The following is a 21,445-nucleotide window of genomic DNA, read 5'->3' on the forward strand; positions in this document are numbered from 1 at the left end:
TGAGCGAGTGAAGATCAGCGGAAGAAAATGCTTTGTAACGGTGGCCTCGGCAATGTGCGTCATCCTGGCCGTCGTTCTCGCCGGGAGATGGCATCGCCGGCATTCCAGCGTGGCCGCCGACGATGCGCGCAAGGTGGACGTCACGCCCGTACGGCTGAAGGATGTGCCGGTGTACGTAGAAGCGCCCGGCACTGTCACGCCGATTCATACCGTCGTGGTGCATGCGCAAGTCACGGGTACGCTCACCTCGATACGTTTCCACGAGGGCCAGCATGTCGAAGCGGGTGACCTGTTGGCTACCATCGATGATCGCGCGCTCAAGGCGCAGGTGATGGCTGCGGTGGGCACACTACAGCGCGACCAGGCGTTGCTGGACAACGCGCATGCCGATCTGCAACGCGACCGTGCCTTGATCGCGATAGGGTCTGTCACCCGACAGCAGTGCGATACGCAGGCAGCCTTGGTAAAGCAATACGAAGGCGCGGTGAAGGCGGATGCGGGATCGCTCGGCAACCTGCAGGTTCAATTGAGCTATACACAGGTGCGTGCTCCTATTGATGGCGTGGTGGGGCTGCGCGCCGTCGACGCGGGCAACCTGGTGCAGCCCACGGATGCCGCTGGCATCGTCACCATGACTTCGTTTGCACCGACCAGCGTGAAGTTTGCCGTGCCGGAAGACGATCTGGCCCACGTCCTGGCCGCGGAGCAGCAACTGCATGGCGCGCAACGCCTCATGGTCGAGGCATTCGATCGAACCGATCACACGTTGCTGGCAAAGGGGTGGCTCGATGCCATCGACAACCTGATCGATGTCTCCACCGGCACCGTGATGATGCGCGCAACGTTCGACGATCCGGCGCATCGCCTGTTTCCTAACCAATTCGTCAATGTGCGGCTGCAGCTCCGCAGCTTGCACCAGGCCAAAGTGATTCCGACGCGTGCCATCCAGCACGGTACGCAAGGCGACTACGTGTATGTCGATCGGGATGGCAAGGCGGTGCGCACGCCGATTGTCGTCGGTCCGGTGGATGGCGATGACACGGTGGTGTTGGATCAGCCCCATGGCGCATCGCCACTCCAGGCAGGAGAAGCGGTCATTGCCGACGGCGTGGATGCGCTGGACGATGGCATGGTGGTTTCATCGAGCGATGGCGCGAATCCAGGCGGAGGCGCACGCTGATGCGCCAGGCACGCTCCCATCATCGATTCAATTGGCTCGATCGACCAGTGGTCGTCGTGCTGATCATCGCATTGCTGTTGCTCGCGTATGTCGGTGGTGTTGTGGTGATCTGGAAGATCTGGGATTCCGGTAATGACGATGCGTTCCAGCCCATGCAGGAAATAGGCGCTTATGGGTTGCATGCCGCTTCCGCTTTTCATCTTGTACGTGGCGGCAACGGATCGCTGGATACATGAATATCTCGCGTCCGTTTATCGAGCGCCCGGTGGCAACGGCGCTCCTGATGTTCGCCGTATTGCTGGCGGGCTTGCTGGCCTATCGGCTGCTGCCGGTCTCGGCGTTGCCGCAAGTGGATTACCCCACCATCCAGGTGTACACGAACGATCCTGGGGCCGGTCCGGTGGTCATCGGATCAAGCATTACCTCGCCATTGGAACGGCAGTTCGGGCAGATGGCGGGCCTGATGCAGATGGATTCGACCAGCGCCGACGGCGTATCGATCGTCACGCTGCAATTCCACCTTTCAACGTCGCTGGATGAAGCCGAACAGGAAGTGCAGGCCGCGATCAATGCGGCAGGTGCTTACCTTCCCAAAGGCCTTCCGTATCCGCCGGTGTACAGCAAGGTCAATCCGGCCGATACCGCCATTCTTACCCTGGCCATGACGTCGGATGTGCTGCCGCTAACCCGCGTGCAAGCATTGGCCGAAACGCGCATTGCGCAGAAAATCTCGCAAATGCCGGGTGTGGGCCTGGTCACTGTCAGCGGGGGCCAGCGGCCTGCGGTGCGGGTGGATGTGAATCTGCCGATGCTGACTCACCTCGGCATGACGCTGACGGATGTCGATCAAGCGATCCAGGCTGCGAACGTCAACAATCCCAAAGGAAGCATCGACGGCCGATACCTGTCCTACGCCATCGAAGCCAACGACCAGTTGATGAGCGCAGCGCAGTACCGCCCCTTGGTATTGGCATGGCACGGCGATGCGGCACTCAAGCTGGGATCGGTCGCGTCGGTGGAAGAGGGCGCAGAAGATCGTCGCCAATCGGCCTTGGTCGACAGATCGCCATCCTTATTAATTAGCATTCAGCGTCAGCCGGGCGCCAATGTGATCGCGACGGTGGCGCGCATCCGTGCCGCGTTGCCTGCGCTTTCTTCGGGCATACCGCGTTCCGTGACACTGCGCGTCATCAATGATCGCACCGACACTATTCGCGCATCCGTCGCGAATGTGCAGATGGATTTGCTGTTGGCGATCGTCCTGGTAGTGGCGGTGATCTGGGTGTTTCTGCGAACCGGCGCGGCCACCATCATCCCCGCTGTTACGGTGCCCTTGTCCTTGCTGGGCACATTAGGCGTCGCCTATGCGCTGGGTTTCAGCCTGAACAACCTGACCTTGATGGCACTGACGGTAGCCGCGGGATTCGTGGTGGACGATGCCATCGTCATGATCGAAAACATCAGCCGGCGCATGGAGGAGGGCGAGTCCGCGCGGGAGGCCGCGTTGGCCGGCGCACAGCAGGTCGGCTTCACCATTATCTCGCTGTCAGTGTCGCTCATTGCCGTGATGATTCCGCTGCTTTTCATGGGCGATGTGGTCGGACGTCTGTTCCGTGAGTTTGCGCTGACGCTTTCGGCGGCCATCGTCGTATCCGCCCTGATCACCTTGACGCTGACACCGATGCTTTGCGCGCGCATGCTCAGGGCGCAACGCGAGCAAAAGGTGTTCGCGCTACTGCGATGGTTCGAAGGCGCGTATCTGCAAGGCCTGGATGGGGTGCTGGCGCATCGCCGCCTGACGATGGGCAGCGTGCTGGTTGCGACGTTGGCGACAGGCTTGATGCTCTATGTTTTACCGAAAGGTTTTTTCCCCACCCAGGATACCGGCCTGTTGCAGGGTGTGATGGAAGCGCCGGGCGGGACCTCATTCGCCAGCATGCAGGTTATGCAAAAGCGCCTGGCGTCTTTGTTGCTGTCCGATCCCGCGGTAGCTGGATTGTCCTCTTCGTTGGGGATCAACCAGGCCAACGCCTTGCTGAACGCCAGTCCGTTTCTGATCCGGCTCAAACCAGGGCAAGGTTCCGATGAGGCGATCCGGCGATTGAGCGCACTGGCCCGTACGCATGATCCGGATGTCGGTGTATTTCTCCGTCCCGTCCAGGATCTGACGCTGGATGCGCAAACCGGTGTGTCTTCATACGGCATCGGATTATCCTCGCCCGACCGCGATGCACTGGCGGTATGGACGCCGCGCCTTATCGCGGCGATGAAGTGCGATCCTGCATTTACCGATGTAAACAGTCAGGCGATGCAGCAAGGCCCTGTCGCCATGCTCGATATCGATCGGGTCAGCGCTGCACGACAAGGCGTTACCGTGCAAGCGATCGACAACGTGCTGGATGCCGCCTATGGACAGCAGCAGGTTTCGACCCTTTACAGCGACCTGACGCAATACCACGTCGTGTTGGCAGCAGCCGGGCAGCGGCAGGATGTTGCAACGCTGATCGGCCAACTCTACGTGCCGGGTACAGACGGCAAGCCCGTGCCCTTGACGAGCGTGAGTACCTTGCGCATGGGCCGCGCACCGTTGGTGAACCTGCGCGAAGGACAGTTTCCCTACACCGATGTCTCATTCAACCTGCGCGCCGGTTATGCGCTGGGCGATGCTGTCGCGCATATCGACCGGCTCATGCGGCAATGGCCTCTGCCGGCCTCGATCAAACTGGTGTTTCAAGGCGCAGCCGGCAGCTTCCAGGGCTCGCTCGGCGGACAGGCGGCGCTGATGTTCGCGGCGGTGGTGGTGGTCTACCTCATGCTTGGCATGTTGTACGAAAGCTTCATCCATCCGCTGACGATTCTTTCCACGCTGCCATCGGCCGCGCTCGGCGCGCTGGCCGCGTTGTGGCTGGCCGGCAAGCAGTTCGACATCATCAGCATGATCGGCATCGTGTTGCTGATCGGTATCGTGATGAAGAACGCGATCATGATGATCGACTTCGCACTGGAGCTGGAGCGCAAGGAAGCGTTCTCGCCGCTCGATGCCATCCGTCGCGCATGCGCCTTGCGTTTCCGTCCGATCCTGATGACGACGATGGCATCATTGTTGGGCGCATTGCCGCTGGCGTTTGGCGGCGGCATGGGCGCCGAGCTGCGCCAACCCTTGGGGATCGCGATCATGGGTGGTCTGGTGGTGAGCCAACTGCTGACCTTGTTCACCACCCCTGTCATTTATCTCGGCCTGCATCGTGCCGAGGCGGCGTTGGCGAGGCGGCTCTGAGTCATGGCGATTCACCTGTCCGCTCCCTTCGTGCGGCGTCCGGTGGCCGCGAGTTTACTAGGCCTTGCCATCGCGCTATTCGGCGCCTTGGCTTTCAAGGTATTGCCGGTATCGTCGTTGCCGGACGTGGAGTTTCCCACCATTGCCGTTACCGCCAGTTTGCCGGGTGCCGATCCGGCAACGGTCGCGAGCTCCGTGGCGCTGCCATTGGAACGGCAATTTGCCTCGATCGCCGGCATGACCGAGATGACGTCGACCAGCTATACCGGTTCGGTCCGCATCGTGCTGCAGTTCGACCTGGATCGCGATATCGATGGCGCTGCACGCGATGTGCAAGCTGCGATCAACGCGGCAGGGAGTTTTCTGCCGGCCGACATGAATGGCAATCCTACCTATCGCAAAGTCAATCCCGCGGCGGCGCCGATTCTGGTGCTGGGCCTGACCTCCGGCACGGCGAGTACGGCGCAGATGTACGACGCCGCTTCCACGGTGTTGCAACAGAAATTGCTGCAGACCGACGGTGTCGGCGACGTACAGGTGGGTGGCGGCGCGCTTCCGGCGGTGCGGGTGGAACTTGATCCCTACAAACTGGCGCATCAGGGCATCAGCCTGGAAGACGTGCAGCGCACGCTTGCCGCGGCCAATGCCAATCTTCCCAAGGGAAGTGTCGATGCCGGCAGGCGCCATGTCGTGATCCATGCGAACGATAGCTTGCTGCAGCCGGATGATTATCGACCGCTGGTCGTGTTGAATAACCACGGCGCGGTGGTACGCATCGACGATCTCGGCCAGACGCAGGAGTCCAACGAAAACCTGCGTAATTTCGGGTTGATCAATGGCAGGCAAGCGGTCGCCATCATCATCAGCAAGCGGCCCGGCGCCAACGTGGTCGCCACGGTAGAGCGCATCAAGCGCGAACTGCCGCAGCTATCGGCGGCGATTCCGGCCAACATCGCGCTGGGCATCGTGCTGGATCGCACGCAAACCATCCAGGCTTCGCTGCGCGATGTCGAATTGACGCTGTTGATTTCCATCTTGCTGGTGATCGCGGTGACGTGGGCGTTTTTCCGCAACTGGCGCGCAACGCTGGTGCCGGCCATCGTGGTGCCACTCTCGCTGCTCGGCACCTTCGGTGTCATGTGGGCCTGCGGTTTCAGTCTCAACATCCTGTCGTTGATGGCGCTCACGGTAGCGACCGGCTTCGTGGTCGACGATGCGATCGTCGTGGTGGAGAACACCATGCGGCACCTGGCGATGGGCAAGTCGCGCATCGATGCCGCGCTCGACGGTGTGGGTGAAGTGGGCTTTACCGTGTTTTCGATCAGCCTGTCGCTGGTGGCAGTGTTCACTCCGCTGCTGTTGATGAGCGGTTTGGCGGGCCGCCTGTTCCGTGAATTTTCCGTCACGCTTGCGGCCGCCGTGCTGGTGTCGATGATCATTTCGCTCGCGCTGACACCGATGATGTGCCGTGTTCTGCTGCGTGCCGACGAAGCAGGGCAGCGAGATATCGTGGCGATGCGCGAGCATGGCTGGTACGCGCGCAGCCTGCGCATCGTGCTGGAGCATCCACGCGGCATGGTCGGCGCGACCGCCGGTGCGTTCGTGCTCAGCGTGGTACTGATGGCGATCATTCTGAAGGGCTTTTTCCCCGAGCAGGATACGGGGTTGCTGATCGGCCAGATCCAGGCGCCGCAGAACATTTCTTTCGATGATATGAAGCGTCGCTTCACCGATGTGGTGGCGCGCATGCGCGGTAACCCGGCCATCGATGGCGTGTTCGGCTTCGTCGGCGGCAGTGGCGTGAATGCCAATAATACGGCAGCGGTGTACGCCACATTGAAACCGTTCGGCCAGCGCCATGTCTCCGCCACGCAAGTGATCGGATGGTTGCATGACACGTTCGCCAACGACGCCGGCCTGAGGGTGACGTTCCAGGCGGTACAGGACATCACCGTGGGCGGACGCCAGACCGCCGCCCAATATCAATACAGCTTGTCGGCGGATCGCATGAGCACGCTGGATGAGTGGGCGCCCAAAGTGGAAGCCGTGTTGCGCAAACTGCCCATGCTTACCGACGTCAGCAGCGACAAGGAAGACCAGTCGCTAAGTACCAAAGTGCAGGTGGACCGCGATGCGGCAGCGCGCCTTGGCGTATCGATGTCGAACATCGACCAGACCTTGTATGACGCTTTCGGCCAACGCCAGGTCTCCACCATGTATCGTTCCATGAACGAATACCACGTCGTGATGGAGCTGGCGCCGCGCTATTGGCAGGATCCTTCGGCATTGCGCGCGATCTATGTGCCATCCTCCGGGACACCATCGGCATTAGTGCCGTTGAGTGCGTTGTCGCGTATGACGATCGCTCCGGCTGCGATCTCACTATCGCATCAGGGGCAGTTTCCTGCCGTCACGCTGTCTTTCAACTTGAAACCCGGAGCGGCCATCGGCACGGCCATCCAGGCCGTGAGCAAAGCCGTTGCGGCATTGAATCTACCGCGCGCCGTTATGGCAGGATTCGCCGGAAGCGCGCAGGCATCCCAGCAGACCACGCAATCGATGCCCTTGTTGATCCTGGCTTCGCTGCTGGCCGTCTACATTGTGCTCGGCATGCTCTACGAAAGTTTCATTCATCCGCTGACGATTCTTTCAACCCTTCCATCAGCGAGCGTGGGCGCCTTGCTGGCGCTGTTGCTGCTGCATGAGGAATTCAGCGTCATTGCACTGATCGGCATCATTCTGCTGATCGGCATCGTCAAGAAGAACGGCATCATGATGGTCGATTTTGCACTCAAGCAAGAGCGCGATCACGGGCTGGATTCGTTGCAGTCGATCTATCGCGCCAGCCTGACGCGCTTTCGTCCGATCCTGATGACGACGCTCGCCGCCATGCTTGGCGCGTTGCCGCTGGTGATCGGCTCAGGTTATGGCTCGGAATTCCGGAAACCTCTCGGCGTAAGCATTATCGGCGGTCTCTTGCTGAGCCAGTTGCTGACGCTTTATTCCACCCCCGCGATCTATCTGTGCATGGATCGCCTGCGACAGCGGCATATCCGCGAGGCTCCTCGTGAAGCGTAAGTTCCATTCCATATCGACCATTGCTGCGTTCGTCGCACTTGCCGGCTGTGCTGTCGGGCCGGATTATCGACGTCCCACCGTGCCGCTGCCGGACTCCTTCAAGGAAGGCGACCTTGTCTGGCAGCGCGTGGTGCCGGATCAGTTGCCGGCCGATGGCGGCGAGTGGTGGCGGGATTTCGGCGACACGCAGTTGAACGGTCTGGTCGTGCAGGCATTGCGTGCGAATCAGGATCTTGCCAAGGCTCAAGCAGCATATCGTCAGGCGCAGGCCAGCGTGCGCGCGGCGCGTGCCCAATACATGCCTTCATTGGGCCTGGATGTCTCCGGTTCGCGTGGGCGAACCGACCTGGAGCGGCAACTGGGTTCGTCCCCCAAACTTTTGCAAACCCTGGGGGCCAATCCGATCGCGCAAACCATAACGGCTGAAGCGAGCGCGAGCTGGGAACCTGATTTCTGGGGCAAACTGCGCCGCGATGTGGAGGCGCAACGTGCAAATGTACAATCGCAAGCCGCTGAGGTGGCGGCGGAAAGGCTGAGCATCACTACCAGCCTGGTCAACGATTACCTCAGCTTGCGTCAATCGGATCGCGACATCGCCTTGCTGGAACGAGAGCAGTCGCTCAATGCGAGGTTGCTGGCGATCACCGAGCAATCGGAACGCCGTGGCGTGGCCTCGGGCGATGATGTGCTGAATGCGCAAAACAATCTGGACGCCGCCAAGGTAACGCTGGCCAATGCACGCATTGCACGCGCGCAATACGAGCACGCCATTGCCGTGTTGTGTGGCCAGGCGCCGGGTAAGTTGACTGTGGCGCCGCGCAACGATTACCGCTTCGTCGAAGCGACGATACCTGTCACGCTGCCGTCCCAGTTGTTGCGTCGTCGTCCCGATATCGCGGCTGCCGAGCGACAGGTCGCTGCGGCCAATGCACAGATCGGCGTAGCGAAGGCCGCTTATTTTCCGTCGTTGCAGCTGACCGCGGGAAGCGGCTACAGCAACAACGCCTGGGCGGGATTGTTCGAGGCGCCGAATCGGGTGTGGTCGCTCGGTCCCCAGCTTGCCGAAACCTTGTTCGACGGTGGCGCACGGCACGCCGCGGTCGCACAAGCGCGGGCAGGTTATGACGCAGCGGTCGCCGGCTACCGACAAAGCGTGCTTTCCGCCTTTCAGGAGGTCGAAGATGGTTTGTCTTCGCTCGATCACTTGCGCGAGCAGCGTGAATATCAAGGGCAGGTGATGGAGCGCCAGGGCACGCTGCTGGAGCACGTTCATGCGCAGCAGATGGCCGGGACGGCAAGCGATGAAGACCTGATCAACCAGCAATTGAAATGGCTGACAGCCGAGCGCAACGCCAGCGATGCCGCGGCGGAAGCCAGCGAAGCCAGCGTCACGCTGATCGCTGCGCTGGGCGGTACGGCGCCCATGCCCGCCGTAGTTGGGATTGCAGCTACGGCGTCCATCCATGACCACCAGTCGAGCGCGGCGTTTTAACAGATTGAAACAAACAGGCCGGCCACGGACATCGCCTATTTACGTTTGCGCGCGAAGCTGGTCGCACTGGAAAAACGCTCCTGAACGCTATGCCACGATTCGTCCCTGTTCTCTTTCGGCCGTTTCGTGGGGTGATCGAAAGGCCACGGTTGCAAATCCCATGCAATGGGCTTGTCGGCACGTTGGGACGTTTTCCTTCTACCGCCACCTCTTTGTCAGAAGACACGCCATGCACCGCGCTTTTCATCTGTATACCGGTCACACCTTCCTGCTGCTATTCATTGCCCTGGGTGTCGTGCTGTTGGAACTGGTCTGGCGTTTGTTTATTGCCAGCAAGGGTTATGACTTTCGTGGTGCCCTGTCGACGCTCGCCATTGCCGTAGGGCATCGGGCCTTCGATGGGCTGGGTGCCTTGATGATTAGCCCGCTGTTCCTGCTTGCGTGGCACGTGGCTCCCTGGCATTGGTCGCTGCACGACTGGCGTACCTGGGTTATCGGTTTCTTCGTGGTGGAGTTCGCCTATTACTGGTACCACCGCTTCAGTCACCAAGTGCGTTGGCTCTGGGCGAATCATTCCGTTCATCACACGCCGGAGGAAATTACATTTCTATCCGCCGTGCGGCTTGGCTGGACGCATTTGTTTTCAGCCGGGTGGGCGGTCTACCTACCGGTAGTGTTGCTTGGTTTCGACCCACGCCTGATCTTTTTTCTGCTGGCGCTGGACCTGCGTTTCCAGTTCTTTCTGCATACCGAGGCGAACATCAAGCTGGGACCGCTGGAATGGGTGTTGAACACGCCGTCGCACCATCGCGTCCATCACGCCTGCAACGGCCCGTATCTCGATAAGAACTACGGTGGCGTGCTGATCATCTACGACCGCCTGTTCGGCACGTTCGCCAAAGAGATACCCGCCGAACCGCTGCGCTATGGCCTCGCGCATCCGGTCGGTTCGAAGAATCCTCTGGTGCTCGCGCTTGGCGAATGGCGTCGCTTGCTGGTCGACATGTATCGCGCGCCCAACCTTTGGGCTGCGGCACGCGTGGCACTTGGCCGGCCTACCTGACCTCGAAAGAGGAGCGCCCTGTGTTTTTCGAATCAGAAAAGGAATCGATCATGCGGAAATCCCTTGTGCATTGCGTCTGCCGCTCGGCGTTGCCCATCGCTGCGACACTGGCGCTGAGTGCCTGCGTGACGGCACCACCGATCGGGCCCAGCATTACGGTGATGCCGCGTCCCGGCGAAAGCTTTGCCGTGTTTCAGCAACACGACCTGACGTGCCGGAGTTACGCCTCGCATTCCAGCGGACAGCTAAGCAACCCACAAACGCAGTCGAACCAGGTGGCACACGCGGCAGCCGGCGCAGGTATCGGCGCTGCGGCGGGCGCCTTGCTCGGCAATGCCAGCGGACATGCAGGCAATGGCGCGGCCATCGGCGCAGGAGCTGGTCTGCTGGCCGGCGTACTGGCCGGTGCGCAAGGTACGCAGCACGCCCGCGACGCTGCGCAACAGCATTACGACACAGCGTACGCGCAATGCATGGCGGCGAACGGGGAGCAACTTCCTCGCCCGCCGGCGCCGGTGCAACGTCTGATCTACCTGACGCCGCCACCGCCACCGGTCGTCATTTATCCGGCGGGATGAATCGGTAAGCGCCGATCATCGGCAACGTATTTATACGGATTGTCAGAACAACAACTTATCAAGTCCACCATCACGGTGAGTACGAGAAGAAGAGGAGTAAACAGCATGAATAAGCTTTACGCAGCTTTGCTTGGCGCAGCAGTTATCGCAGGTGCGGCACCGGCCGCCGAGGCGGCCACCGTCGTTACCACGCATTGGGTGGCACCGGCCCGAGTCACCACGGTTCACGTCACCGGCCCGTATTGGGGCATTCATCCTGCGCCTTGCTGTTATGGCGGTGGTGCAATCGCCGCGGGCGTCGTGACAGGTCTTGCGGTGGGCGCTACGGTCGCCGCCGCCTCGCCACCGCACACCGTGGTCTACAGCGCTGCACCGCCGGTGACGGTCTACACGGCACCGCCGGTCGTGTATACGCCTGCGCCTTACTACTACTACGTGCCATGACCAGGAAGATGGAAACGACGGTGCCCAACATGTCATTGAAGAAACGCCTGTCAGCGCTGCTCATGACCGGCTTGCTTGCGGGATGCGCCAGCACGGCGCATCCCGTGATCTATCACGGGCTGGATTCCGCCGCGTATCTGGCGCCGAATACCCAGGATAAAAAAGCGCATACGCCTTATCTTTATACCGCCACAGACGATGACTGGTCACGCTATACCAGCGTTATGCTCGATCCGGTCGTGATATATGACGGCGCCGACCAGCAATTTGGAAAGCTGTCCGAGAAGGACCGTAAGGCGCTGGCCGATTACATGCAGGCACAGTTCGCGCAGACGCTTGGCTCGAAATATTCGCTGACGTCCATGCCCGGCGCAGCGACATTACGCGTGCATGTGACCTTGACGGGAGCTGCCGGAACGATCCCTGTTTTGGCGACGGTGAAGCAGTTGGTTCCCGTTGGCGTGGTGCTCAATACGATACGCAGCGTGGCCGACAAAAAATCGCGCCTGATGGGCTCGGTGACCTATGCGGTGGAAATCTATGACAGCACGTCGAATCGCTTGCTGCGTGCTTTCATTTCCCAGCAATATCCGGCTGCCGAAAACATACCGGCAAGCGTAGGGACGCTCAGTGCTGCGGAGACCGGCATTCGCAAAGGTGCCAAGGGATTGCTGGCGGAGTTTCAGTAGATAAAGGCGCTGGAGGAGCCTGAATAGAGGTGCCGTTTTCGACAAAAATCATTTGCGCTGCCGGTGCTTCATCACGGCCAGGGCGGAGCCCACAATGCACTCGTCATCGAAGCATTTCGCTTGAAACGACGCAAAGGTGGTTACGATGAAGACGATGCATGACAACGCGTATATAGCGTCCCGCTGGAACGATGCAGGCACGGCTCGACAAGTTTTGGGCAGCGCTCTCGACTTTGCCGTGCCTCGGGCAGGAGAGCCTGGTTACGCAAGTGCGCTGGATTTTGATCGCGCGGCGATGTCTTCTTATCCAAGCGCGCTGGATTTCGACCGGACGCTTCATGCACCGAGTGCGCTTGATTTCGCAGTGAACAGGTCCATGCCTTATCGAAGCGTATTCGATTTCGATCGGCCACACGGCTTGGCAAAGTCACTCAGTGCATTCGATTTGTAAGTAGCGAATGGCGGTGGCTGTCGTGATGCAGCCACCGTTACCCACTGAAAGGCCGTCAGGCCGAAACGACGCTTTTGCGCCGATGGTGAAGGCGGTCTAACAGGGAGGGGAGTTCGGCGAAACGCTCGGCACGCAGGATGTCTTCGCCCTCCGTTGCGCTAACGCCGTAACCCCAGGCAGCAAAGATGCATGGAACACGGCAGGCACGCGCGACGGCGACGTCGGCCGGGTGGTCGCCGATCATGATGGCGTGCGGGGTGCTTGCACCGGCACGTTCGAGTGTCGTCAGCAAATGGGCTGCATGCGGCTTTTGCGCGGTAACCGTGTCGCCGCCGCAGATGGCGTCGAAATAATCGCGTATGCCGAGTTCTTCGAGCACCAGCACCGCGGCGGCTTCCGCCTTGTTGGTACACACAGCCATGCGCCATCTGTCTTGCGCCAGTTGCGCGAGCACATCCTCGACATCGGGATACAGTCGGGTTTCGATGACCGGATGTGCGACGTAGCGTGCGATGAAGGCATGAACTTCTTCCTCCTCGATCATTGCATGCCGCAAGGCAAACGCACGCTGCGCCAGGACCTTGAGACCGTTGCCGAGCAGTGAGGTGACGTCGGCAACCGTCAACGGCAGCAGGCCACGGGCTGCGAGGGAGATATTGATCGCCCTGGCGATATCCGGCGCACTGTCGGCCAGCGTGCCATCCAGATCGAAAACGGCTATGGGCGCATCGCCCGGCTGTATCCCGGTTGATAACAGAGAAGAAGCAGCGTGTTCGCTCATGGGGTGTCGCTTGAGAGAAGGGCGTTGTGCGGGAAGGCAGGTTATCGGCGTGGATCGTAATCGGTCATGGGTGAAGATGTCTTGGGCACGGCACGGCGCACATGCGCAACTTGCTGTGCCATGACTGGCGGCGCCTGATTGCCCCAGCTGCTACGGATGAAGGTCAGCACCTGGGCGATATCTTCATTGGACAGTCGATCGTTGAAGGCCGGCATCGCAAACTCGGTGGGTGCAGCCTGCGTGCCGGGCATGACGCCGCCATCCAGCACTAGGTGGATCAGCGAGGTCGGATCATCGTTGTTGACGACCGGATTCAAGGCCAGTGCAGGGAAGGTCTGCTGGTAACCGCGCCCATGGCTGCGATGGCAGGCCGCGCAGTTGTCGAGAAACAGCTGCGCGCCGGGTTGGGATACGTTCCCTTGGTGAAGCATCTCTGCGACGGTGGGATCGTAGCGACGCGCGGACACACTCGGTGCAGGCAATGATTGCAGATACGCCGCGACGGCATGCAGATCGGCATCGCTCATGTACTGCGTGCTTTGGTGCACCACGTCGCTCATGCCGCCGAAGATCGCGGTAGTGTCGTTGCGTCCGGTCTTCAGCAAAGCAACCAGCTGGGCCGCGCTCATCGCGCCGATGCCATGCACGCGATCGTTGCGCAGACTAGGCGCCACCCAGTGATCGATCGTCGAACCGCTGAGGTAGGTGTTGCCGTCTTTCGCATCAAGAGCCTTTTCCTCGAACGCCGGTCCGCGAGGCGTGTGGCATGCACCGCAATGCCCGAGTCCTTCGACCAGGTAGGCGCCGCGTGCCAGTTCGTCGATGCCAGGGGCAGAGACGTGTTCGCCGATATGGGGTGCGAACATCCAGCGCCAATACGCCAACGGCCAGCGCATCGACAATGGCCACGGGATGCCGTTGCGCCGATTGGCTTGATGGACCGGCGTGACGCCGTGCATGAAGTACGCATATAACGCCTGCATGTCTTCATCGCTGATCTTTGCGTAAGAGGGATACGGCATCGCCGGGTAAAGCGTTTCTCCCGATGGCGCAATCCCTCGCCGCACGACGCGCTCGAACTGCCCGTAGGTGTAGTGGCCGATGCCGGTGTCCAGGTCCGGCGTGATGTTGCTGCTATAGATCACGCCGACTGGTGCCTGGATGGGAAGGCCGCCTGCGAACGGCTTTCCGCCGGGCGCGCTATGGCAAGCGACGCAATCGCCCACGCGCGCCAGGTAGGCGCCGCGCGTGATCAGTGCATCGGTGACCGGCGCGGCTAACGTGGCGTGGGGATCGCCACCGCCTCGGAAGACGAGCGTGGCGAGCCACGCGATCAGCAGCACAGCCATGATCGGCCAAACCAACACGAGCCAGATACGCATCGACGAACGGACGTGAGCGGAGGCGTTCATGCTTGCACCATCGGACCGGGCTGTTTCAGGTATTGCTCGCGGATTGCCTTGGCCGACCAGTAGGTCAGCGCACCGACCATGCCGGTGGGGTTATAGCCGATGTTTTGCGGGAACGCGGATGCGCCGAACACGAAGACGTTGTGCACATCCCAGCTTTGCAAATAGCGGTTGATGGCGCTGGTCGCCGGATCGGTGCCCATGATCGCGCCGCCGGTGGTATGCGTGGTCTGGTAGACGCGTGCATCGAAATGATGCCCCGGCGCATTGATACGCAGCGAGTGCTCGCGCGGTTTCATCTGCGCGATGATGTCTTCCGCACGGTCGGTGACGAAGCGGCTCATTTTGTATTCGTTGTCATGCCAGTCGAAGGTCATGCGCAACAGCGGCTGGCCGTAGGCATCCCTATAGTTGGGATCAAGATCGAGATAGCGGTCGCGATAAGACATGACCGAGCCGTGCGTCGCCACAGACGTGGTATGCAGATAGTTGTCGCGCGCGGCCCGTTTCCATGCCGATCCCCATGCCGGCGTGCCCGACGGTACCGCCAGCTGCTGGATCGGGCGCCCGCCTGTCTGCCCACCAATGATGTAGGCGCCGCCGATGAAACCATGCGGGCCGTGATCGAAGTGATCGGAATTGAATTCGTCCACGATCTGGCTGCCGCCAGAACCGGCGCCGATAAAGGGATTGATAGCCACGTCTTTGTCGTAGAACACCGACATGTAGCTCATCATCTGGTACGCGTAATTGCGTCCCACGGTGCCGGTGCCGCTTACGGGGTCATACGGTTTGCCGATGCCGGACAGCAGCATCAGGCGCACATTGTGCATCTGGTAGGCGGACAGGATGACCATCTCCGCCGGCTGCTCCACTTCCTGTCCTTGCGCATCGATATAGGTCACGCCGGTGGCGCGCTTGCCGCCGGCATCGAGATTGACGCGGATGACATGGCTTTGCGTGCGTAGCGCGAAATTCGAGCGTTTCATCAGGATCGGCAGGATCGTCGTTTGCGGCGACGCTTTCGAATACATGAAGCAACCGAAACGTTCGCAGAAGCCGCACAGATTGCACGGACCCAAACGCACGCCATAAGGATTGGTGTAAGGCCGGGACGCATTCGCTGCCGGTTGCGGAAAAGGCTTGTAGCCGAGGTCGCGCGCAGCCTTGGCGAACAGCTGCGCGCCGTAACTGTCGGCTACAGGTGGGTTGGGATAGGCATTCGAGCGGAAGCCTTCGAACGGATTGCCACCTTCGATCGGCTGGCCATGAAGATTGCCGGCTTGGCCGGAGGTGCCGCATACGTGCTCGAAGTGATCGAAAAACGGTTCAAGTTCGGCATAGTCGACACCCCAATCCTGGATCGTCATATCGGCCGGAATGAACTGCTTGCCATAGCGTTCGCTGATGTGCGTGCGCAGCTTGAGGTCTTCCGGCGAGGCACGGTAATGCTGGCCGTTCCAATGCACGCCCGCACCACCGACGTGGTTGCCGAGCAGGAACGCGCCGAACTGCCGATACGGCACGGCGGTGTCGCCAACGTTATGGCGTATCGTGACCGTTTCGCGGGGCAGCGATTGGAACAGTTTGCCGCGGATGCCGTAAGCCAATTCGTCGATGATCTTCGGATAACTGAAATCCGGCGAGGTGTCGCGGTATTCGCCGCGTTCCAGCGCTACGACGTCCAGTCCGGCATCGGTCAATTCCTTGCCCATGATCGCTCCGGTCCAGCCGAAGCCGACGATCACGGCATCGACAGGTTTCATCCGTTTCATGCTTTGCTCCCCTTGATGGAAACCGGACCCAGCGGATAGACCTTGCCTTGCTGGTCTTCCCAGTCCGTGAAATCCGCGCGTGCTCCGGGAAAGCCGATCAGCTTCCAGGCGCCCATGCCCTTGTTGCCGCCGTACATGGGATCGGCGAAATAGCCTTCACGCGTGTTTTGCAACAGCTGATTGAAAAACACCGCCGACGGCATGCTGGATAACTCGACTGCACCCTGTTCGAGCTGATGCAGCACGGCATCGCGCGTATCGGCATCGAGTTGTGCAAACGGTTTGCCATGTTGGTGCGCGCACCACGCATCGATTTCGGCGATGCCGGTGCGATAAAGCTCGCGTGGCGTGAAGCGCAATTGATAACCGAGCGTCGGTGGCGCTTCGGGGTGAAATGGCCCCTGCATGTACCAGTAGCCGCCGTGTCCGTAAGCGTCTTCCATCTGCCGGTCGATGAACACCGGCACATTCAGATCCACAGCACCCGGTCCATCCGCATCCGAAGGAATCAAGCGATCAACGGCGGCAACGATGAACGCCCATTCCTGCTCGGTGAAATAAATCGGCTCGTAATGGCTGTCCGCATCGCCTTCCGGTGGCGACACGTGTGACAGGCCGGTAGCGCCAAGCAAGCCCAGCGATGGTGCAGCAAGCAACGCATTGGAAAGGAAACGTCGGCGTGAGTTGAAAAAGCGCTCGTCGGTCATGGCGTTTGCTTCGGTGATGGAAGGGGTGGCAGGCAAGTCAGGTGGGCGGCCAGCACTGCGCGAGGAGCGGAACGATCAGCGCGGTGAGCAAGCCGTTGAGGCCGATGCCGATGGCGGCAAATGCCGCGGCGAGGCCGCTCAATGGCGCAACCTGCGCAGCGGCGACGCCACTACCGGCGATGCCGGCCGCCAGTCCGTGTGCGCGCCAGTCGTCGATGCGTAGCCAACGCAGCACACTTTGTCCGATGGCCGCGGCCACGATGCCACCGGCAATGGCCAGCGCTGCGGTGAGTGCGGGCAGACCGCCCACTTCCTGCGCAACGGCCATGGCGATGGGTGTGGTGACGGATTTCGGCGCCATCGATAGCGCCACCGCGCGCCCGCCGCCCAGCAGCCAGACGATCAGCACACCGCTTAATGCGGTAGTGAGCGAACCTGCCAGCAAAGCCAATCCCAAACCCTGGAAGCTTTCGCGCACATGCTTGAGGTTCAAGGCCAGCGGCACGGCCAAGGCGACCGTGGCCGGACCGAGCAGGAAATGGATGAACTGCGCACCCGCGAAGTAAGTGCTGTAGGGAGTGTGCGTCGATTCGATCAGTGCGGCCATGATCGCAATGCCGATCAGGACCGGATTGGCGAAGGGCGAACCCTTGCACCACTGCTGCGCCTTGCGGCCGAACAGATACGCAAGCAGCGTCAGTGCCAGCCAGAGCAGCGGCGTCATGGCAAGTGGCGTCCAAAGCGCACGCAGTGGCGCAGGCATCACGGCGCTTCCGCCGAGGATGCGCTTGCATCGCCATGCTGCGTCATGCGCGTGACGTGATGCATGACCAGTGCGGTGACGATCAAACCGAGCACGGTGGAAACGATCAAGCCGGCGATGATCGGTAGCCATGCCTGCCGCAGGATGGCGATTTCCGTGGTGATGCCGACGCCGGCAGGAATAAACAGCAGCCCCATATTGGTGATCAGCGCTTGCGCGACCTGCGCGAGCGGCGCAGGCACCGCATCAGCCTTCCCGGTATCGCGATGGCGAAGCAATAACAACAACGCGAGCAGAAACATGCCAATGACGGGGCCGGGCAAGGGCAGATGCAAGCTACGCCGCAAAATTTCCCCAGCGAGTTGCGCGCCGATGAGCAGGGCGAAAGCCGCAGGCATGGTGTCGATCCTCATGCCTGCACTGAGGCCGTAGTGGGCAGGCCGGCATCGACAGCAGCGAGCGCACCGAGCGCCGACCAATCCAGATGTGCCCACCCTTTCGCGATAACGGCCACCAGGCGATCGTGCACAATCGCCGCCAACGGCATCGGTACATCCAGGCGCTCGGCTTCGCTCAAGGCCAAGCGCAGATCTTTCGCAGCCAGCGGCGTGGTCATGCCGGCCGGGCTATAGCGTTGCTCCACGATCTTTCCGCCATAGGCCTTGTGCACGCGGCCGTCGAACAGCGTGCCGGTGAACACATCGAACGCCGTGTCTTCGCCGAGTCCGGCTTTGCGCAGCAAGGCGAATACTTCGCCCATGCTTTGCAGGGTCGCCGCAGTGAGCACGTTGCAGGCGAGCTTCATGATGCTGGCCTTGCCAGGGTCTTCGCCGAGATCGAAAACACGTTGAGCGAGACGTTCCAGAATAGGGTGGGCGGCTTTCGTGGCGTCTGCCTTCCCCGCCATCAGGATGAAGATGCGTTGCGCACGCGCCAGATCGGGATTGCCGACGATGGCCGCCGCCACGAATGATTGCCCTTGCGCCGCGTGCGCCTGTGCCAGCCGGCGCGAAAGATGGGGGCTGACGGTGCTGGTGGAAATATGCATGGAGCCTGCCGCCATGTACTTGACCAGTCCGTTGGCGCCGAGTGCGACCGTCTCCAGCACCTCGTCGTTGGGCAGCGAGCTGATCACGACATCGCAGACTTTCAGGTCGGCGAGGCGTGCAGCGACATGTGCGCCTTCGATCTGCAGTGCGCGCTGGCGTTGTCCGTCGCGATCGAATGCCACCACCATGTAGCCGCAGGCAAGCAAGGTGGAAGCGAGCGCATGCCCCATGTGTCCGAGGCCCACAACGCCAACGCAAGTGGCGACACTTTTCTTTTCGGTCGATGACGCTGCGCCGGCGAGCCCTTCGGACGGCCTCTGCGGGGGTGGCATAGAATGCATGGGAAACCTCGGTGCGCGTGGGTTGAAGCAGATGGTGCGCGCGCACGAAACCCCTGAGAATGGCTCTTGCGGCAAATGATTTTTGCCAAAAGGGGCAAAGCCCTCGGCGCGACGATAGGAGGGAATACGTGGATTACTTGGCAGCCATGCGAGCCTTTGCCCACGCTGTCGAATTAGGCAGTTTTTCCAAGGCGGCGGAAGAAGAAGGCGTGAAGGTTTCCACCGTATCGCGCTATATCAGCGCGCTGGAAGCGGATCTCGGCGCAGCATTGTTCAATCGTTCCACGCGTGCCTTGCATCTCACGGAAGTGGGCAGGCATTTTCACGAGCATGTGGTGCGTATTCTGGAGGATGTTGCGCAGGCGCGGCTCACCGCGACATCGCTCAATGCGCGGCCGCAAGGCTTGTTGCGCTTGAATATTCCGGTGGTGTTCGGACGTTGGCACATCGTGCCGCATTTGCCGGATTTCATGGCGGACTATCCTGACATCCGTATCGACCTCACGCTCAGCGACGAAACCGTAGACCTTATCGCCAGCGGATGCGACCTCGCCGTGCGCATCGGTGCGTTGACCGATTCGCGTCTTGTTGCCAAGCGTTTGGCGCCGCATCGCCGCACGGTAGTGGCGAGCCCGATGTATCTGCAGTCGGGCAGGCCCATCATCGAGCCACGTGATCTGGAAGATCACGCCTGCCTGCTATTTGCCTTGCAGCCCAAGGACGCGTGGTATTTCGCGCGGCACGATGCGCCGCGCAACACGCCGCAGGAAATAGCCGTGCGCGGCAAGTTTCGCGCGAACCATTCCGAGGCGCTGCTTGAAGCGGCGCTGGCGGGTTTGGGTTTGGCGATGCTGCCGACCTGGTTGACCGGCAATGCGATGGCCGAAGGGCGGCTGGTGACGGTACTGGATGAATGGGAAGCGCAGATTGCGCCGGGACCGACTCGCGCCATCTGGGGTGTTTATCCGCCCAAGAAAGTAGTGCCACCGAAGGTGCGCGCTTTCCTCACGTTCTTCGAGCAGCGGTTTGGGCGTCCCCCTTATTGGGAGCGCAAAAAACACCCAGTAAATGAGTGATGTGCGGGGGAACCGGCTGAAAACCGTCGAGATGGTTTAACCGATAGGCCCGGCAGGGACGATATGTGACGTAAACGGTCAAGCGCACGCGCCCAGCGTGGACAGGATGTCCAGGAACTGCTTGCCGGTTGCATGCGGGTGCAGCAGTACGAAGTAGCTGTCGTTATCGCTGCGCACGCGTTGTGCGGCGGCGATACATAGCTGCCCGTCATCCGTCGGCAAAATAGGTGGTGCAGGATAGAGCGGATCCCATAGTTGCCTGCGCACCAGCCCGTGCTGCGGGCCGCCGGCGATAACGCATTTGACGATCTGTTCCATGATGAGGCCTCGGTTGCCGTGGTATGGCTCGACGCTGGTAATGCAGCAATCCGGCCAAGCACGGGCGCGAAATTTGATGTGCATCACAGTTTGAAATGCGACGGCGTCGGCATTCGCCGTGTGACGGAATGCCGGCGTCGCCGATGGTCGATGAGCGGAGGGCGTCAAATTTCCGGCCACCGATTGTCAGGCGTTCATGCCTTGCGCGTCGCTGCCAACGCCCGCGCCACATCTTCCTTGAGCAGGTAGACGGACACGGCGAGGAGCACGACGTCCTTCATGAGAAACGGCACATTGCCGACCATCGCCGGAAAACCACCGGCTGATGCGGCCCAGCCATGGGGCATGAAGGGAATGATGGTGACGGTCATGATAAAGGTCACCACGGAGCCCGCCGCACCGAGCATGCCCAGGCGCTTGTTCCAGAAACCGGCGAAGATAAGCGCGCCGAACGTCCACTCGGAAACACCCAGGAACCAGCTCGCGCCACGAATGCCGAAGACGGGATACATCCAGGCAATGAGCGGACCGTTGCTGATGTAGGGAATCAGCACCTGTGCTTCGTATTCAAACCATTTCTGGTAACCGAAGAAGAAAAAGATAATCACCATCGATGCGCGTAGCAGGTGGTAATCGAGATCCTTCTTTAGCAAGCCGGACTTTGCGAAAAGTTGCAGGAGTAGGTGCATGGTCGATACCTCTATACAGAGTGTGTGTGGAATAGGGGGTGCTCAAGCGAACGCCGGCAGATCGATCAGCGTGCTGTCGATGCGATTGAAGACATGGGTGAAGGTGTTGACGGCGATGGCGAGGCTGATGTCCACCCATTGCGCGTCGGTGTAGTCGGCGTCCGACGGCGGCGTAACAATTGGGAACGGAGCGCTGGCTTGCTTGATCTGCCCGAAGATGGCGGCCGACTCGCCTGTGGCGGATTTGCGAGCAGGCGTGCGGATGCGTGACATGGAGACATTCCT

The 21,445-nt window shown here is 60.9% G+C and carries 21 protein-coding genes; 11 read left to right on the forward strand and 10 right to left on the reverse strand.

The window, feature by feature from the left end:
• The first annotated feature begins 52 nt into the window (after window positions 1-52).
• From AC4HNJ_RS19020 to AC4HNJ_RS19065, 10 genes are all read left to right on the forward strand, one after another.
• Entirely contained in the window at window positions 53-1,180 is a 1,128-nt protein-coding gene (locus AC4HNJ_RS19020; protein WP_490481178.1) for an efflux RND transporter periplasmic adaptor subunit, read from the forward strand.
• Window positions 1,180-1,416: a hypothetical protein gene (locus AC4HNJ_RS19025; protein WP_490481179.1), complete on the forward strand. Its 237-nt coding sequence runs from the start codon at window positions 1,180-1,182 to the stop codon at window positions 1,414-1,416. Before AC4HNJ_RS19020 ends, AC4HNJ_RS19025 begins: the two co-directional genes overlap by 1 nt.
• Window positions 1,413-4,457, forward strand: coding sequence for an efflux RND transporter permease subunit (locus AC4HNJ_RS19030; RefSeq protein ID WP_490481180.1), 3,045 nt, complete (start codon window positions 1,413-1,415; stop codon window positions 4,455-4,457). Before AC4HNJ_RS19025 ends, AC4HNJ_RS19030 begins: the two co-directional genes overlap by 4 nt.
• Before the next feature lie 3 nt (window positions 4,458-4,460).
• Window positions 4,461-7,535 (forward strand): efflux RND transporter permease subunit, encoded by a 3,075-nt coding sequence (locus tag AC4HNJ_RS19035; RefSeq protein ID WP_490481181.1) that lies wholly within the window; start codon window positions 4,461-4,463, stop codon window positions 7,533-7,535.
• A complete protein-coding gene (locus AC4HNJ_RS19040) occupies window positions 7,525-9,027 on the forward strand; it encodes an efflux transporter outer membrane subunit (protein ID WP_490481182.1) in 1,503 nt (500 codons plus the stop codon). The genes AC4HNJ_RS19035 and AC4HNJ_RS19040 overlap by 11 nt, the downstream gene beginning before the upstream one ends.
• A 229-nt stretch (window positions 9,028-9,256) precedes the next feature.
• Window positions 9,257-10,090 (forward strand): sterol desaturase family protein, encoded by an 834-nt coding sequence (locus AC4HNJ_RS19045; protein WP_490481183.1) that lies wholly within the window; start codon window positions 9,257-9,259, stop codon window positions 10,088-10,090.
• 50 nt (window positions 10,091-10,140) lie between these two features.
• A complete protein-coding gene (locus AC4HNJ_RS19050; protein WP_490481184.1) occupies window positions 10,141-10,668 on the forward strand; it encodes a YMGG-like glycine zipper-containing protein in 528 nt (175 codons plus the stop codon).
• Between the two features lie 105 nt (window positions 10,669-10,773).
• Window positions 10,774-11,112, forward strand: coding sequence for a hypothetical protein (locus AC4HNJ_RS19055; protein ID WP_490481185.1), 339 nt, complete (start codon window positions 10,774-10,776; stop codon window positions 11,110-11,112).
• Between the two features lie 29 nt (window positions 11,113-11,141).
• Window positions 11,142-11,801 carry a DUF3313 domain-containing protein gene (locus tag AC4HNJ_RS19060; RefSeq protein WP_490481186.1) on the forward strand — a complete coding sequence of 220 codons (660 nt, stop codon included), beginning with the start codon at window positions 11,142-11,144 and terminating at the stop codon, window positions 11,799-11,801.
• A gap of 145 nt (window positions 11,802-11,946) precedes the next feature.
• On the forward strand, window positions 11,947-12,252 hold the full coding sequence (locus AC4HNJ_RS19065; RefSeq protein ID WP_490481187.1) for a hypothetical protein: 306 nt from the start codon (window positions 11,947-11,949) through the stop codon (window positions 12,250-12,252).
• 55 nt (window positions 12,253-12,307) lie between these two features.
• On the opposite strand, the gene AC4HNJ_RS19070 is transcribed toward AC4HNJ_RS19065, so the two are convergent.
• From AC4HNJ_RS19070 to AC4HNJ_RS19100, 7 genes are read right to left on the reverse strand one after another with little or no spacing between them, the layout of a single operon-like run.
• Window positions 12,308-13,033, reverse strand: a complete 726-nt coding sequence (locus AC4HNJ_RS19070) for an HAD-IA family hydrolase (protein WP_490481188.1) — start codon at window positions 13,031-13,033, stop codon at window positions 12,308-12,310.
• 41 nt (window positions 13,034-13,074) lie between these two features.
• The gene (locus AC4HNJ_RS19075) at window positions 13,075-14,445 is read right to left on the reverse strand and encodes a c-type cytochrome (RefSeq protein ID WP_490481189.1); all 1,371 of its coding nucleotides are present in this window, start codon (window positions 14,443-14,445) and stop codon (window positions 13,075-13,077) included.
• Window positions 14,442-16,217 carry a GMC family oxidoreductase gene (locus AC4HNJ_RS19080; protein ID WP_490481190.1) on the reverse strand — a complete coding sequence of 592 codons (1,776 nt, stop codon included), beginning with the start codon at window positions 16,215-16,217 and terminating at the stop codon, window positions 14,442-14,444. Before AC4HNJ_RS19080 ends, AC4HNJ_RS19075 begins: the two co-directional genes overlap by 4 nt.
• Window positions 16,214-16,924 carry a gluconate 2-dehydrogenase subunit 3 family protein gene (locus AC4HNJ_RS19085; RefSeq protein WP_490481191.1) on the reverse strand — a complete coding sequence of 237 codons (711 nt, stop codon included), beginning with the start codon at window positions 16,922-16,924 and terminating at the stop codon, window positions 16,214-16,216. Before AC4HNJ_RS19085 ends, AC4HNJ_RS19080 begins: the two co-directional genes overlap by 4 nt.
• A gap of 37 nt (window positions 16,925-16,961) precedes the next feature.
• Window positions 16,962-17,687, reverse strand: a complete 726-nt coding sequence (locus tag AC4HNJ_RS19090) for an LrgB family protein (protein WP_490481192.1) — start codon at window positions 17,685-17,687, stop codon at window positions 16,962-16,964.
• Entirely contained in the window at window positions 17,687-18,085 is a 399-nt protein-coding gene (locus AC4HNJ_RS19095) for a CidA/LrgA family protein (protein ID WP_490481193.1), read from the reverse strand. The genes AC4HNJ_RS19090 and AC4HNJ_RS19095 overlap by 1 nt, the downstream gene beginning before the upstream one ends.
• A gap of 11 nt (window positions 18,086-18,096) precedes the next feature.
• A complete protein-coding gene (locus tag AC4HNJ_RS19100) occupies window positions 18,097-19,077 on the reverse strand; it encodes an NAD(P)-dependent oxidoreductase (protein ID WP_490481194.1) in 981 nt (326 codons plus the stop codon).
• A 128-nt stretch (window positions 19,078-19,205) separates the two neighbouring features.
• On the opposite strand from AC4HNJ_RS19100, the gene AC4HNJ_RS19105 reads away from it, so the two are divergent.
• Window positions 19,206-20,153, forward strand: a complete 948-nt coding sequence (locus AC4HNJ_RS19105) for a LysR family transcriptional regulator (RefSeq protein ID WP_490481195.1) — start codon at window positions 19,206-19,208, stop codon at window positions 20,151-20,153.
• A 78-nt stretch (window positions 20,154-20,231) separates the two neighbouring features.
• Here the strand turns inward: AC4HNJ_RS19105 and AC4HNJ_RS19110 are convergent, their stop codons facing one another.
• From AC4HNJ_RS19110 to AC4HNJ_RS19120, 3 genes are all read right to left on the reverse strand, one after another.
• Window positions 20,232-20,471 (reverse strand): hypothetical protein, encoded by a 240-nt coding sequence (locus AC4HNJ_RS19110; protein WP_490481196.1) that lies wholly within the window; start codon window positions 20,469-20,471, stop codon window positions 20,232-20,234.
• 194 nt (window positions 20,472-20,665) lie between these two features.
• Window positions 20,666-21,160 (reverse strand): YkgB family protein, encoded by a 495-nt coding sequence (locus AC4HNJ_RS19115; RefSeq protein ID WP_490481197.1) that lies wholly within the window; start codon window positions 21,158-21,160, stop codon window positions 20,666-20,668.
• A 42-nt stretch (window positions 21,161-21,202) separates the two neighbouring features.
• Complete coding sequence (locus AC4HNJ_RS19120; protein ID WP_490481198.1) at window positions 21,203-21,433, reverse strand: hypothetical protein; 231 nt, start codon at window positions 21,431-21,433, stop codon at window positions 21,203-21,205.
• Between the last annotated feature and the right edge of the window lie 12 nt (window positions 21,434-21,445).

It is taken from the genome of Dyella sp. SYSU CM1112 (assembly GCF_058216415.1).